13 protein-coding genes are annotated in these 14929 nt (G+C 46.9%); 8 read left to right on the forward strand and 5 right to left on the reverse strand.

What is annotated here, in order from left to right; genetic code table 11:
- Positions 1 to 259: 259 nt before the first annotated feature.
- Positions 260 to 1183 (reverse strand): 2-hydroxyacid dehydrogenase, encoded by a 924-nt coding sequence (locus tag PRUTH_RS08280; protein WP_151173029.1) that lies wholly within the window; start codon positions 1181 to 1183, stop codon positions 260 to 262.
- 136 nt (positions 1184 to 1319) lie between these two features.
- On the opposite strand from PRUTH_RS08280, the gene olsF reads away from it, so the two are divergent.
- The gene (gene olsF, locus PRUTH_RS08285) at positions 1320 to 3062 is read left to right on the forward strand and encodes a bifunctional ornithine lipid synthase OlsF (protein WP_151173030.1); all 1743 of its coding nucleotides are present in this window, start codon (positions 1320 to 1322) and stop codon (positions 3060 to 3062) included.
- A gap of 56 nt (positions 3063 to 3118) precedes the next feature.
- Here olsF and dapE read toward each other — a convergent pair whose 3' ends face one another.
- The gene (gene dapE / locus PRUTH_RS08290) at positions 3119 to 4288 is read right to left on the reverse strand and encodes a succinyl-diaminopimelate desuccinylase (RefSeq protein WP_151173031.1); all 1170 of its coding nucleotides are present in this window, start codon (positions 4286 to 4288) and stop codon (positions 3119 to 3121) included.
- Positions 4289 to 4534: 246 nt separating this feature from the next.
- On the opposite strand from dapE, the gene PRUTH_RS08295 reads away from it, so the two are divergent.
- On the forward strand, positions 4535 to 5188 hold the full coding sequence (locus PRUTH_RS08295; RefSeq protein ID WP_022945282.1) for an OmpW/AlkL family protein: 654 nt from the start codon (positions 4535 to 4537) through the stop codon (positions 5186 to 5188).
- A gap of 45 nt (positions 5189 to 5233) precedes the next feature.
- On the opposite strand, the gene PRUTH_RS08300 is transcribed toward PRUTH_RS08295, so the two are convergent.
- On the reverse strand, positions 5234 to 5767 hold the full coding sequence (locus tag PRUTH_RS08300) for a thioesterase family protein (RefSeq protein WP_022945283.1): 534 nt from the start codon (positions 5765 to 5767) through the stop codon (positions 5234 to 5236).
- A 145-nt stretch (positions 5768 to 5912) separates the two neighbouring features.
- Between PRUTH_RS08300 and PRUTH_RS08305 the strand changes: the two genes are divergently transcribed.
- Entirely contained in the window at positions 5913 to 6398 is a 486-nt protein-coding gene (locus PRUTH_RS08305) for a hypothetical protein (RefSeq protein ID WP_151173032.1), read from the forward strand.
- Between the two features lie 18 nt (positions 6399 to 6416).
- Here PRUTH_RS08305 and tyrR read toward each other — a convergent pair whose 3' ends face one another.
- On the reverse strand, positions 6417 to 7973 hold the full coding sequence (gene tyrR, locus PRUTH_RS08310) for a transcriptional regulator TyrR (RefSeq protein ID WP_022945285.1): 1557 nt from the start codon (positions 7971 to 7973) through the stop codon (positions 6417 to 6419).
- Between the two features lie 531 nt (positions 7974 to 8504).
- Here tyrR and PRUTH_RS08315 point away from each other — a divergent pair.
- From PRUTH_RS08315 to PRUTH_RS08335, 5 genes are all read left to right on the forward strand, one after another.
- Positions 8505 to 9971 carry a peptide MFS transporter gene (locus tag PRUTH_RS08315; protein ID WP_045978225.1) on the forward strand — a complete coding sequence of 489 codons (1467 nt, stop codon included), beginning with the start codon at positions 8505 to 8507 and terminating at the stop codon, positions 9969 to 9971.
- A 295-nt stretch (positions 9972 to 10266) separates the two neighbouring features.
- Entirely contained in the window at positions 10267 to 11313 is a 1047-nt protein-coding gene (hppD, locus tag PRUTH_RS08320) for a 4-hydroxyphenylpyruvate dioxygenase (protein WP_130147455.1), read from the forward strand.
- Positions 11314 to 11442: 129 nt separating this feature from the next.
- Entirely contained in the window at positions 11443 to 12750 is a 1308-nt protein-coding gene (gene fahA / locus PRUTH_RS08325; RefSeq protein ID WP_022945289.1) for a fumarylacetoacetase, read from the forward strand.
- A gap of 157 nt (positions 12751 to 12907) precedes the next feature.
- Positions 12908 to 14011 carry a M23 family metallopeptidase gene (locus PRUTH_RS08330; RefSeq protein WP_045978227.1) on the forward strand — a complete coding sequence of 368 codons (1104 nt, stop codon included), beginning with the start codon at positions 12908 to 12910 and terminating at the stop codon, positions 14009 to 14011.
- A gap of 10 nt (positions 14012 to 14021) precedes the next feature.
- A complete protein-coding gene (locus PRUTH_RS08335) occupies positions 14022 to 14405 on the forward strand; it encodes a bactofilin family protein (RefSeq protein ID WP_371741511.1) in 384 nt (127 codons plus the stop codon).
- 2 nt (positions 14406 to 14407) lie between these two features.
- On the opposite strand, the gene PRUTH_RS08340 is transcribed toward PRUTH_RS08335, so the two are convergent.
- Positions 14408 to 14881 (reverse strand): hotdog fold domain-containing protein, encoded by a 474-nt coding sequence (locus PRUTH_RS08340; protein WP_081604426.1) that lies wholly within the window; start codon positions 14879 to 14881, stop codon positions 14408 to 14410.
- Positions 14882 to 14929 lie beyond the last annotated feature (48 nt).

The raw sequence follows: 14929 nt of genomic DNA on the forward strand, positions 1-14929 counted from the left end.
AGGAGCTTTACAGTGGCATGGCATTGGCTTGGTTGAACCAAGCTGCGAGTCCCAGCAAAGCAACCCAAAACAACACATAGCTGAGCTTAGCTCCGCCTTGATTATGTTTCATAGCGCTTCCTATAAAGGTTGCGGCTAATAAAATAGCCTAACTTGTTATTTTTTTTATACATCAAGCATGTAGCTTGTTTACTATAGCAACTGACTAAAACTTAACAAGCTGTTTACTTACACAGTGTTTAGTTCCTATTAAAACAACTTAATAAGCTCGTTCGCGGCTAATAAGGTGCTTTAATGTTTGCCCAGACTGCAAGCGTTGATAGTTGTCGACCACTTGCTCAACAACGGTTTCAATGCGGCTAAGCGCACTGCAATGCGGGGTCAAAATGAGGTTTTCTTGGTGCCATAAAGGGCTCTCCTCTGGCAAAGGTTCTTGGCGAAACACATCAAGGGTGGCACCGCCTAAAGTGTGTTTTGAGAGTGCGGTTTGTAATGCACTTTCACATACATGCTCTCCTCTGCCAACATTAATTAATACCGCATGCGCAGGCAGTTTTGCCAACAGCTCAGCATCAATTATATTGCGGGTCTTTACAGTCAAAGGCAGTACACAAACCAAATAATCGACATGCGCAAGCATCTCGTTTAGGCCGCTATCACCGCAAAAGTGTGTCACCGTCGCTGTGTCAGGTTTTTCTGAGTTCGACCACGCTTTGATAGTAAAGCCATTAGCCGCTAAACGCTGCGCAATAGCGCTACCAAGCTGACCACACCCGAGCAGGCCGACGCGATTGTGTGCGCGCACCCGCTTCGCTCGCCATTGTTTGTTACTTTGCTGACGCCAATAACGAGGCATATGAGATTTATGCAGCAGCACTTGCGTTAATACGTATTCAGCCATATCTGCTGCCAGCTCATTATCAACAATACGCGTGACCGACACATGATCTGCAATGGCATCCAGGTTAAGGCCGTCGACACCGGCACCAAAAGAAGACACCGCTTTTAGATTTGGCAAAGCACTAAACACCTCAGCCGGTACCTGCCAGCCAAGCACCATATCAATCGCTGCAGCATCCTCAATATCAGGCCACACTTGTACTTGCTGCTCACCCAGTTGCTGTTTAAGCATGCTCTGCAGCTTATCTGTATTTCTGTTCGCAATTGCCACTAATAAACTCATATTATCTCCATCACAGCGATAGTTTGCCTCAGTATCCCACAACCCGATGTCGTCTTGAAACTGTCATCTATTTTACACTTTGATGTCATGGTTAATTCTTACCCTGTGGCTAATCTCATTACCAAAGGGTGGTAATATGATCAGTATTGATAAAGTGGTTGAAGATAACTTACCGAGTCTTGCCAACTCACCAAAAGTAAAAGGCCTGGTAAAGAAAGGGCTGGGCTATTTATTACACGAACAAGAGTTTGTTGCTTTTGCCGATACCTATCCTCACCTACAAGAATTAGAGTTTATCGAGCAAGTGCTCGAAGAGCTGGACTTCAGTGCTCGCTTTAGCTCATCACAGTTGGATAATATCCCAAGCGAAGGCCGCCTCGTGATTATCGCGAATCACCCGATTGGCTCATTGGATGGCTTGGCACTGATAAGCGTGCTAGCTCGCGTACGCCCAGATATCCGTGTTGTTGCCAACCGTTTGTTGATGAGTGTAACGCCAATGCACTCATTACTACTGCCGGTTGATAACATGTCTGGCAACAGCCGCAAGCAAGAACTCAATGCCATTCATCAGCACCTTAAAGCTGAAGGAGCCTTGTTAATTTTCCCTGCTGGCGAAGTGTCGCGGCTACGCCCAACAGGCGTTAAAGACTGCAAGTGGAACAATGGCTACCTGCGTATAGCCAAAAAGGCCAATGCGGCTATCTTACCGATTTTAGTAAAAGCTAAGAATAGTCCGCTGTTTTACGGCACGTCGATGATTTACAAGCCGCTTGCCACCTTGTTATTGGTACAAGAAATGTTTAAGCAACGGCAAAAGTCGCTGGAGTTCGAAATAGGCACTGCCATTCCGCCGAAGTCTTACCTTATTGATAACCTTAATGACAAAGAGATCAGCCGGCTTATTCGTAAGCAGCTGTATAGATTGGGAACTAAAAAGCCTGAACTCTTAAAAACCCAAGCTCCCATTGCCCACGCCGAGTGCCGCCAAGCCTTAGTAGGGGCGCTCGGTGAATGCGAACGCCTGGGAGAAACCCAAGATGGCATGCAAATCTACTTATATAATTACCAAGGCAGTTCACCGCTATTTCGTGAGCTCGGACGCCTTCGCGAAATTGCCTTTCGCGCTGTCGGCGAAGGCAGTGGTCGCCGCCGTGATATCGATAAATATGACATGGACTACCACCACCTCATTCTATGGGATCCTAAACAGCTAGAGCTCGTGGGCGCTTACCGCCTTGCATGTGCCGATGATATTATTGCCAAACACGGACGCCAAGGGTTATACACGGACAGTTTGTTTAACTACCAAGACGATATGGCGCCTTACTTCGGTGCTGGCATCGAACTTGGCAGAAGCTTTGTGCAACCCAAGTACTGGGGCCGCAAAAGCCTCGATTACTTATGGTTTGGTATTGGTGCGTTTATTAGTCGCTACCCGCAATATCGCTATTTATTTGGGGCAGTCAGTTTATCCAATGCACTGCCTCAAAATGCCAAAGAGCTGTTAGTTTATTATTATCAGCATTACTACGCTCAGCAACAGCCGTTAGCAACGGCTAAACATGAGTTTAAATACAGCGAATGTGTAAAAGAGCAGTGCCAACGTTTGTTTAATGGCAGTGATGCAAAAGCTGACTTTGCAGAGTTAAAACACGTGCTTGCCAATATGGGGGCACAAGTTCCCACGCTCTTCAAACAATACACTGAACTCTGCCAGCCTCAGGGCGTCTCATTTTTAAGCTTCAGTGTGGACCCTGACTTCAACAACTGTATTGATGGCCTAGTGCTGGTAGATATGGCAAAGCTAAAAGAAAAAAAGGCGCGCCGTTACCTTAACAACGAAGCCCTCATTAAGCGCACCTGCAATATGAATTAACCAACTCCCAACCAAAAAAAGCCGGCGTATGCCGGCTTTTTCATGACTCACTTGAGTTATTTAGTGAAAAAATGCGCCAATGTGCGCTCGTAAATTTCGGTGATCTTAGCTAAATCACTCACAGCCACACGCTCATTGTCTTGATGTATGGTGTGGTTACGTACACCGCATTCGACCACTTGGGTGTCAGCACTGGCAAAAAAGCGCCCATCAGAGGTGCCGCCACTGGTACTCAGTTGCGGGTAACTCTGAGTGCTTTGGTAAATAGCTTCTTCCAACGCTGCGAGCAGGTCGTACGCTCCCCCACCCGCCGTGTAATAAGGCTCACAGGGACGCTGCCAACTAATTGTCGTATGTTGCTGCCAAGGCGCCAAGGCAGCGGTGATCAAGCGTTTAACGCTTTCACTACGATAACCATGACTATAACGCACATTAAACTCTATAAAGCAGCTGGCTGGCACCAAATTATCTAAACTGTTAGGGACTGTGAGGCCAGTTATTTGTAATGTTGTTTTCGACCCTTCAATATCTTTTTGCCAATCTATTTGTTGCAAAGCCATGCTCATCTGAGCGGCCAAATGTGCGGCATTCACACTGTGCTCGGGGTAAGCCACATGCCCGGCTTTACCAAGAACTTCAATACGTGCTGAAAGCGCACCACGGCGGCCATTTTTGATGGTATCGCCAACGCGCTTATCGGCTGTGGGCTCACCCACTAGGCAGACATCGAGTTGCTTACCTTGGGCGGCGAGGTAGTTAGCTATTTCCGCACTGCCATAAAGTGCCTCACCTTCCTCATCAGAGGTGATCAACCAATAAAAGTGCCCCTGTGTTGGGCTTTGCATGAGCACCCTATCGGTCGCTTCCAACATTGCTGCGACGCCGCCTTTCATATCAGCGGCTCCTCGGCCAATAATTTCACCATTGATTATCTCAGCAGCAAAGGGGTCAACATGCCACCGCGATGCATCAGCAGGTACAACATCGATATGGCCACAAAAGGCAAACTTGGCGCCTGGACCAAAGTAGCAATCGGCAACAAGGTTCGTGACACCATGACAGGTGAATACATGACAATTAAAGCCGCGCTGTTGCAGCTGTTGTTGTAACCAATTGATAGCCCCGCCTTGCTCAGGGGTAATGGAGCGAAACCGAATAAGCTGTTGTAAATATGAAACGACATTATCTTGATTAACGCGTTGTTGTTGCGATGTGTTCAATTGCATAACGCCTGCCCTGTTGCAGCTGTTGGTAAGGCTATTACAACCTGCTCATATGACATCTTAATGTCAGCTTATGAACTCTCCTTTGTGTGCATGAAATGGATAAAAGTTTAATCTAAATCAAGGTTTTTAATCGCTCTGTAGCGTACCTGAGGCAAAGCTTGATCTAGAACAGTTTTTATTTTTCTTAAGTAGTGATAATGGCGCCAACAGCAAAGCTTTTCCGATGTATCGAACAGGAATATGATGATGAAAAAAACACTCAGCGCAGCTCTAATTGGCCTTTTCCTTGGCACCTCTTCTTACGCTCACGCTAACCTAAGTGTTAACGTTGGCGCTATCAACGTAAACCCTGATAGTGAAGTGTCTAAAATTAACGAAGCCCCAACCTTAGGGCTTAACGCCGACGATGATACTCAGCTTGGTCTCACGTTCGATTATGCACTCAATGACAATTGGACCATTGAACTTATCGCCGCCACGCCATTTAGCCATGATGTTAATGGTCGCCTTGGCCTTGAAGGTGCGAAAATTGGTAACATTAAGCACCTTCCACCCACGCTATTAGGTCAATACCACTTTGGCCAAGCAGGTGATAAGTTCCGTGCCTTTGTGGGTGCCGGCGTAAACTACACGGTATTTTTTGATGAGCAAGCAAGCCAAGACTTAAAAACCACGTTAGGGACTGATGATGTTGAACTCAAGCTTGACGACTCAGTTGGTTTGGCCGCTCAAGTTGGCTTTAACTATGCATTCGACAAGCACTGGGGTTTACACGGTATGGTGAGCTACATGGACATTGATAGCGATGCCAGTGTATATGCAAACGGCCAGAAAGCGCTGACCGTTGATGTCAAAATTGACCCTGTTGTGGCGATGCTAGGTGTGCGTTACACCTTCTAATACCGATTCACGGTTACCACTTGCTAATGTAAGCAACTAAAGCGGCTAATTCTTGTTAGTCGCTTTTTTTTGCTCCAACATGGCTTTCCAGTGCATGATTTCCGGCGGCAAAATGGGTGCCTCGTCATTAAAATCAGCCAGCGCCAAAATCTCTTCGATATCGACGACCCCTTTTCGCGAGCGAAACACGCCCCGCACATAAGCAATGGCATGCAGGCCTCGGTGTGAGGTGAATTTTTGCTCGATATAAAAATACTTATGATCCCAGCCTACCAATCGGGTCGAAACCGTGAATTTTTGCCATGGTTTTACATCGCGAATATAGGTGATTGCTGTCGCATTAACCACAGGGAACCAACGGCGCTTCATCACCGCACGCAATAGTCCCAAACGCGCAGTCATCCATGTCCGAGCGATATCCATTAACGCCAAATAACGAGAATTCGTTAAATGTAAATTAATGTCGCAATCCAGCGGCCAGGCCCGAAAGTCAATATCGACCGTATCCAACAGCGGCTGTTGTGTTTTATTACCTTTGATTTTGAAAAACAGCCATAATAAACGGAAGTATAAGTTCACCGCGCTCTCCTTGTGGTAGCGTGTTAAGAAACAGGTAAGACCACCATCATAGCATTGCTTGAGTCGTCGAGCACCTTAGTGCGTTAGTTGCGCAGCGACGCTAGGTCATTTATGGTTAAAACTTCTCGCTCACAAAGGGGTTAATATGAAACCAACTTTATTTGCTCTGGCCACATTGGCAATGAGTATGCCTTGCTTTGCTGATTTTGATTACGTCGGCAAGGGCACAACTGCGAACAGCGCCGGGCAACAAACGCCTTTCACCTTCGGTTTCGCATGGGACAGTGAGCAAGGTACGTTGCGTATCGGCAACAAAAGTTATGATATGGACACCCTCCCCGAGTCATACTCTTTGGCCTTAGTGCTTAGTAAAGATGACAGCCAAGTATGGCTGCAAGAGTTCCACTCTGGCTGGTTTGACAGCTTTTACTGGCAACTCGGCGAACATGTAATTCGCCTAGAGAAAGGACAATTTGAGCAACAGGTTAAAGGCAATTACGAGTTACATATTGATGATCGCAGTTACTTTTTCACCAGCAATAATGCCGCTATAAAAGTAAACTTCGCAACTGAGGGCGTTGAGTCGATCACCGTCAGTGGGGTCACTAAGAACATGGGCACAAAAAAATAGCGCCTGACGGCGCCATTATTAAACTTTGACCGTTTTTCGGTTTATCCCGTATTCACGCAGCTTATTCGCTACAGCGGTGTGACTCAGGCCCAAACGCTTCGCAAGCTGTCTAGAGCTGGGGTATGCAGGGTAAAGTTTACGCAATAACGTAGCTTCAAAGCGTTTTACTGCCTGATCTAGGCTGCCTTCAAAATCAGACTCCAAGTAACCAAGATCATTAGTGAAGCTCGGAAGTTGCAAGTGCTCCACCGTCAATTCGCTATCATCGAGCAAAGATACCGCGCGGTAAATGGCATTTTCTAATTGCCGCACATTGCCCGGCCATGGATACTGCTCCAAATACTCAATACACTCTTTACTTAAGCTAGGTACCGTCGCGCCGTTTTGCTGCGCATACTTTTGCACAAAGTGCTCAGCCAGGGGCCCAATATCTGCTTTTCTGTCACGCAGTGGTGATATTTCCAACGTCAGTACATTGATACGATAATAGAGGTCCTCGCGAAAGCCCCCCTCTTGCACCATGGCTGGAAGATCTTTTTGCGTCGCCGCGATAATGCGCACATTGACCTTTACTTCGTTCTCATCGCCGACCTTGCGGAAAGTACCGTCCTGTAAGAAGCGCAGCAGTTTGGTCTGCAGCTGGGTCGACATCTCGCCAACCTCATCTAAAAATACCGTGCCGCCATCGGCTTGCTCTAATACCCCGCGTTTGGGGGCGGCGTTGTCTTCATACCCGGCATAACCAAATAACTCTGATTCAGCAACATCATCAGGCAGTGAGGCGCATGACAACGCAATAAAGGGTTTAACCGAACGATTAGAGGCATAGTGGCAGGCTCTGGCCATAAGCTCTTTACCTGTGCCCGTTTCACCGGTGATCAATATCGGCGCATCAAGCTGCGCCATTTTGCGCGCTTCGCGTACAGTGCGGCGCATCGCCGTTGAATAATTATGTATGGTGGCGAAACTTTCTTGGCCATAGCGGCGAAATGCACTGACTTGTTGACCTAGACGACTTTGTGATTTGATATTGATAACCGCCCCCGCCAAGGCGTCTTGCTCTTCACCTTGAGGCACAGAGATAGGCAGAATATCGGCAATGAAATCTTCTCCGGCCACTTCCACACGGGTGGTTTGTCCTAATACCTCAGACCCCTCTAACCAACGGGTAAAGTTAAAGCCTTTAAGGAGGTTATTGATATTGGCGCCAACCACGTCTTGCTCGCTCAATTGTAAGTCGCGACATGCCGCAGCATTACACAACCGCACCCAACCTTTGTTATCAATGGAAATAACGCCATCGGGGAGCGCACTGAGTAGGGTATTAAGCTCGTTATGCTCACGCTCGGAGGGCATAAACGCGGTTGTTCGAACGTCTTCAACACCGTCAATTAGGCGGATAGAAGGCATAATTTTTTGGAATTGCTCAAACTCGATGGGGGGGAAGCTGACATACATACGACAATGCTTAGCATCTACTTCGATGCCTTTTAGGTCAACTTGGTAGCTCACCAGGATATTCAGTATCTCTTGGGCGATACCGATTCGGTCTTGGCAATATATTTCAAGGCGCATGGATCCCTCAATCACGTGTTACCAATCAAATGCTGGGCGCAATCATACGCTATAAAAGGCTAAGATGGATAGCAAAACGTAAAGAAAATTGAACAAATAATCGATTCTATTTTATACCCCCACGCCAAGAAGTTATCGTCTGGATTGCACGATATAAGGCTAAAAAGCCAGCATGGTAGAGCTCTGGGTTCATTGGCGGTTAAGCGTCAGTACTTCCCCTGATGCATGGCTCTATGTATACTGTCGCGCGCTTGTCATCAGGATAAAGCAGCGCAGCGCGTGCAATTCTATGCATAACCTCGCTTTTTTACCATGGTGATAGCGGGCCACCCGTTCACATAAAATGTGCCCCCTCAGACTCCAGTTGAGGTTATGGCACACCATTACTTGGCGTCGCCGAAGTAATACTTGAACATCATAACAATAATAATAAGGCCTAAATAAGTGACAGTACGGCAGTACTGTAAATTGCAGTAATAGTATTCAAGGCTCACAGCCTTTGATACTGATTTATTTAGGAAGTAAATTTTCATGAGTTCAGCACCTAAAACAGGTGATCTTTTCGGTCACCCTAAAGGGCTCTTTTTGCTATTTTTCACAGAAATGTGGGAGCGCATGAGCTATTACGGTATGCGCGGTATCTTCGTGCTTTACCTTTCCACTATCGCCACCGCCGCAGCCATGGGTTGGGATATGGCTTACTTTGGCATTGACCCTTTAAGTGCCAACGCCCAAGACGAATATCACAAAGCGCTGCAATCAAATGCACTCAGCATTTTGGGTATCTATGCGCTGCTTGTTTATGTAACACCGGTACTCGGTGGCTGGTTTGCCGACAATGTATCTGGTCAGCGAAAAGCCATCATTTTCGGTGGCCTCACCATGGCCCTCGGCCAATTTGCTTTAGGCACGCCTCATGCCATGGTGTCAGGCTTTGAGAAAGAGATGATGTACCTGGGCTTAGCGCTACTAATTCTAGGTAATGGCTTCTTCAAACCTAATATCTCTACCATGGTGGGAGACCTATATAGCGAAGGTGATAAACGCCGCGATGGCGCCTTTACCATCTTCTATATGGGGATCAACTTAGGCTCTATTTTAGGTTACTTCGTCGTTGGTTCTATCGGTGAAAAGTTTGACTATCAATACGGCTTCCTCACTGCCGGCGTCGGTATGCTACTGGGTGTGGTGTTGCAGTTACTACTAGCCAAAAAATACTTAGGTAGTATTGGTACTGTGCCATCTGCTAAGCAGTCTGAGGACGACCAAGGCGCAAACAAAAAGCCGCTAACCAGTGAAGAGCGCGACCGCGTTAAAGTGATCCTCATTATGAGCTTTTTCACTATCATTTTCTGGGCTGGGTTTGAGCAAGCAGCGGGGTCAATGAACCTCTTTGCGAAATACAAAACCGACTTGGTGTTTTTTGGTTGGGAAATGCCGGCCAGTTGGTTGCAAGCAGTTAACCCTATTTTCATCATTATCTTAGCGCCTATTTTTGCCAGCTTATGGATTCGTATGGGTGATAAAGAACCAGATTCACCACGTAAGTTTGCCTTAGGCATGTTCTTCCTTGGCCTAGGGTTTATTTCTATGGTCGGAGCGGCTTTACAAATTGGCGATGATGCCAATATGAAAGCCCATGTAATTTGGTTAGTGATGGCGTATATCTTCCACACCATGGGTGAGCTGTGCTTATCGCCGATCGGTTTATCTATGGTCTCGAAGCTAGCACCACTTAAATTTACTTCGTTACTAATGGGTATGTGGTTCTTATTCTCGGGCTTGGGTAACTACGTAGCAGCCGAAATCGGTAAACTAGTTGGCGAAGGTGGACCACTTAGCACCTTTGGCGGCGTTGCCATTATGGCCTTTATCGCAGGTATTTGCTTGTGGCTAATGGCCGACAAGCTGGTTGACTGGATGCACGGTGCTGAGGGCCAGCATGATAAAAAGCAACTGTTAGAAGAAGAGTTGGAAATCACTGGTGAGAAGCAGTAACCGTTAATCCCCTCTTCACTAAGGCGCCTAATGGCGCCTTTTTTACGCAATTTTTTTGATGGCTGAATCTATTTAGAGAACAAATTTAACGAAAAGCTTACAGTTACCTAAAAACGTCCACTTATATTTACATTACCCCTCCTAGTTAATTCCCTGCCTAGGCTTTCTCTTTGGCACTTTTTCTCCGATGATGCCATCAAATGATCAGAGGTTGGCTGTTGCAATTTATAACCATTATTAGTGCGGACTCACCGCAATCACAGCCACCTATTACCTATGCAAGTGGAGTAACAACATGAGCGAAGTAAATAACCCTCTCGGCCTAATGGGCATCGAGTTTACTGAATACGCAACCCCAGATGCGGATTATATGGACACTATCTTTAGTGAGTTTGGCTTCTCAAAGTTGAAGAAGTTTAAAGGTAAAGACATTGTTTATTACAACCAAAACGACATTCACTTCCTTTTAAACAATGAGCGCGGTGGTTTTTCTGCTGAGTTTGCTAAAAGCCATGGCCCTGCCATTTGCTCTATGGGCTGGCGCGTAAAAGATGCGAATAAAGCCTTTGAAGTGGCGGTTGAGCGCGGTGCCAAACCGGCAACCGATGCGACTAATAAAGACATGCCTTACCCAGCCATTTTCGGCATCGGTGACAGCTTAATTTACTTTATCGACAAATTTGGCGACAACGGCTCAATTTATGACACCGATTTTGAAGATTTAGCGCAACCGAATGTGGTTGAAGGCAAAGGTTTCACACGTATCGACCACCTAACCAACAATGTTTACAAAGGCACCATGGAAACATGGGCTAACTTCTATAAAGATGTGTTTGGTTTTACCGAAGTACGTTATTTCGATATTAAAGGCCAAAAAACTGCACTGCTGTCATATGCATTGAAGTCACCTTGCGGCACCTTCTCTATTCCAATCAATGAAGGTAAAGATGACAACAACAACCAAATCGATGAGTACTTAGACGAGTACAATGGTCCGGGCGTGCAACACTTGGCTTTCTTAACTGATGACCTAGTCGGCTCTTTGGATAAGCTAGATAAGAGCAATATCGCCACCTTGGACATTGTCGAGCATTACTACGACACTATTTTTGACCGGGTGCCTTGGGTCAAAGAGGACCGCGAGAAAATCAAGCAGCATCAAATTTTGGTCGATAGCCAAAAAGAAAACTGCTACTTACTACAAATTTTCACCAAGAACTTATTTGGCCCTATCTTCATTGAAATGATCCAGCGTGTTGATGATGGTGGCTTTGGTGAAGGTAACTTCCAAGCGCTGTTCGAGTCTATCGAACGCGATCAAGAGCGCCGTGGCGTTCTATAATTCCCTTTTTATCTAGCGTTAAAAGCAGGCTCGCCATTTATGGCGGGTACTGCTTTTTCACGTTTCGAGCCCTTGTTTTTTGTGTGAACGGCTCAATAACCAATTTAGAATCAGCAAAAGGAATCTCTTATGCAACTCAATGAAACGCACGATAAGAATTTAACCAGTTGGGTCAGCTCAGCCAACGCCAATACCGATTTCCCTATCCAAAACTTGCCATTTGCCACCTTTCGTCGCAAAGGCAGCAACGAAGTCTTTCGCGGTGGTGTCGCCATTGGCGATCAAGTCCTTGACCTAGCCACAGTTGCACGCCTAGAGCTGTTTGATGAACAGGCACAGCAGGCTGTTGAAGCCGCAGCAGGAAAAAATCTAAACGCATTTATGGCTATGGGCCAAGCACATTGGTCAGCATTACGTCTGGCTTTATCGCGCGCCTTACGCACTGATAGCGAGTTACAAAACCAGCTGCAAGATGCGTTAATCGCACAGAGTGACGTCGAGTATGACCTGCCTTGTCACATTGGCGACTACACTGATTTTTATACCTCGATTTATCACGCTACAGCTGTAGGCAGTTTATTCCGTCCGGATAACCCTTTGCTACCAAACTATAAATGGGTGCCCATTGGCTATCATGGTCGCGCTTCTAGCATTGGCGTAAGTGGACAAAGCTTCCCGCGCCCTAAAGGTCAAACCAAGGCACCTGATGCCGATACGCCATCGTTTGGCCCCTGTAAGCGCTTGGACTATGAATTAGAGCTTGGCATTTATCTTGGTAAAGGCAATGAGCTAGGCGACACTATTGCCTTGGATGACGCTGATGACCATGTGTTTGGTTTTTGTCTTTTCAATGACTGGTCTGCACGTGATTTGCAAGCATGGGAATATCAGCCGCTTGGGCCATTCCTAGCGAAAAACTTTGCTTCTACCGTATCGCCGTGGATTGTTACCAACGAAGCGCTAGCACCTTACCGCCTCGCTTGGACACGTGACGAAAATGATCCTCAGCCGCTTGATTACCTTGAATCCAGTAAAAACCGCGAGCTCGGTGCGCTTGATATTCAAATGGATGTCGCTGTTGAAACCGAAAAAATGCGCAGCGAGGGCAAAGCGCCGTACCGCTTATCACAGTCAAGTTTTAAACACTCGTACTGGACCGTGGCACAAATGGTCGCCCACCACACCGTTAACGGCTGTAACTTCCAGCCAGGCGATATGCTAGGTTCAGGCACTCAGTCTGGTCCTGAGCACGAAGAGGCGGGCTCACTGTTAGAGCTATCACGCGGCGGCAAAGAGGCCATTGATTTAGGCAATGGCGAACAACGGAAATTCCTCGAAGATGGCGATACCGTGATCATGCGTGGCTGGTGCGAAAAAGAGGGCTATGCTCGTATCGGTTTTGGCGAATGCCGTGGCACCGTGCTCCCTGCTAAATAACATTCTTTCATATGGCAATACGCCATAAAAAAGTGCGATTTATACCCTGTTCAGGGTGCGATAAATCGCACTTTTTTTCCGTTCAGTTACAATTTTTTGCTGGCTTTTTAATCTCACCTTGATATCTTAGCTGCGTTTTTGTCAGTAATTTGTCGCTATGAAGTTAACACCATCATACTTAGTTACTAAGTTATTCCCAGCTAAGCAGCTCTTGATCCGTCAACACGGCGAAGTCAAAGTTGTTGAAATGAGCACGACCAAACAGTGCATGTTTGCCCTTGGGGTGTTGACATGCATTGGTGCCTTGGCGAGCTTTGGTGCCTATAACTTCTGGCAACAAACGCAATTACAACACACCAGCGGCGATGTACTGGCCGAGAATGAACAGCTAAAACACGAATTGCAACAAGCACGGTTGGCGCAAGATGAGTTAATCGTCAAGTTGGGGCATTTAGAGCAGCGCCAACAGCTAACACAAAGCGTGCTGGCAACCTTACCGGCTTCATTAATGCCAGAGCAAGGCTTACCCTTTGAGGCCATAGATGTCAGTGACAGCAATATAGATACTCGTGTGGCTCGCCTAACACAAGGCCACGACAACACCTTTACGCTGCTAGACCAAGTGATTGCCAAGCGCGAACAGGCACTGTCTGAAGCTATTGCTCGAGCCGGGTTACCACAAACGGTGATGGACGAGCTCCTCGAAAAGAGTGAACAAGCCATTGCTCAAGGTGGACCACTGGAGCTGATCCTTGATGATCAGCAAACCGACACGTCAATGGATGTAGTCGACCGCCTGCTCACACTTAACCAATTAGAAACCATGCTCGCGCAAGTTCCACATGTACTTCCCGCTGCCGACTATTATATCTCCAGCAGTTTTGGTTTGCGTAAAGATCCCATGAATGGCCGTCGTGCTATGCACAAAGGCGTGGATTTAGCAGCTTGGCGCAATACCGAGATTTTTGCACCTGCTGAAGGCACTGTCGTTCGTGCAGGGCGCAATGGCGGGTATGGTCGATTCATCGAAATAGAGCATGCAAATGGCTTTAGCACCCGCTTTGGCCACCTCAATGAAATTAAAGTAAAACGTGGTGACACCGTAACTAAAGGACAAGTCATCGCGCTTATGGGAAGTACCGGTCGTAGCACAGCGACTCACTTACATTATGAAGTGCTGCATAACAACAAACATATTAATCCGGTAAAAATCACCAAGGCATTAACCGATGTTTTCAAAGAACAAAGATACACAGAATAGTAGGCCCGCTTTGAGTAAAAATACAGCTACCCCATCATTGATAGCGGCAGATGTTCGCTTAACAGGCACCCTCTCCAGCCAAGGCGAAGTTCAGCTCGATGGCCGTATTGACGGCGACATTAAAGCTGATACCTTAATTATTGGCAGCCAAGGTCAAGTTGAAGGCAGTGTTGAAGCCACTGATGTGACTATAAAAGGTCGAGTAAGTGGTTCAATTAGTGCCAGTAAAGTGGCGATTGAAAGCTCCGCGCAAGTACAGGGCGATGTCTTTCACGACACCCTAAGCATTGCCGCCGGTGCGACCATGGAAGGACAAATAAAGCAGTTAAACAAAAAAGACAGCTTTAGCGTGGTCAGCAACAATGATGTTGCTGACAGCCAAGTCAACGAGTAGTTTTACCCTTTTCGCGCGGTGATATACATGTTTATCGTCGCGCGGAATACAATTTCCCCTCGCGTATTAGTCACCTCGACAGGAACCAGCAAGTCCTCCTTATCTTGCCATTGATGTGGCAGTGGGATGTGCGCCGTTGCTGTCATATCGGTGTCCACCTTGTTTAGATACTCCACCGTCATCCCTTTGGGGATCCAGCGGTGGGTTTTATGTGGCACCGTGGCATCGGTCATCACCCCCGCGACAAGCTCAGCAGCATTACATTGCGCAATCGCATGAATGGTGCCGATATGGTTATGCACAGCACGGCGGTTTTTTACTTGGGCGACACACTTACCTGGCTCTAACAGAGTGATAAAAGGCTTTATTGAGCCAAAGTAAGGCGCTTTAAAGCATACGGCTTTGGAGAATAACCAGTGCCCAAATGGCCAGTTGGTCAGTTTTTTATAGGTTTTAAGTAAAGGAGGCATGGACATGATAAGGTTCTCTATCTAACTCATCCTACCAGTAAACCTAGAATCGCC

The organism is Pseudoalteromonas ruthenica, from assembly GCF_008808095.1.
Lineage (GTDB): Bacteria > Pseudomonadota > Gammaproteobacteria > Enterobacterales > Alteromonadaceae > Pseudoalteromonas > Pseudoalteromonas ruthenica.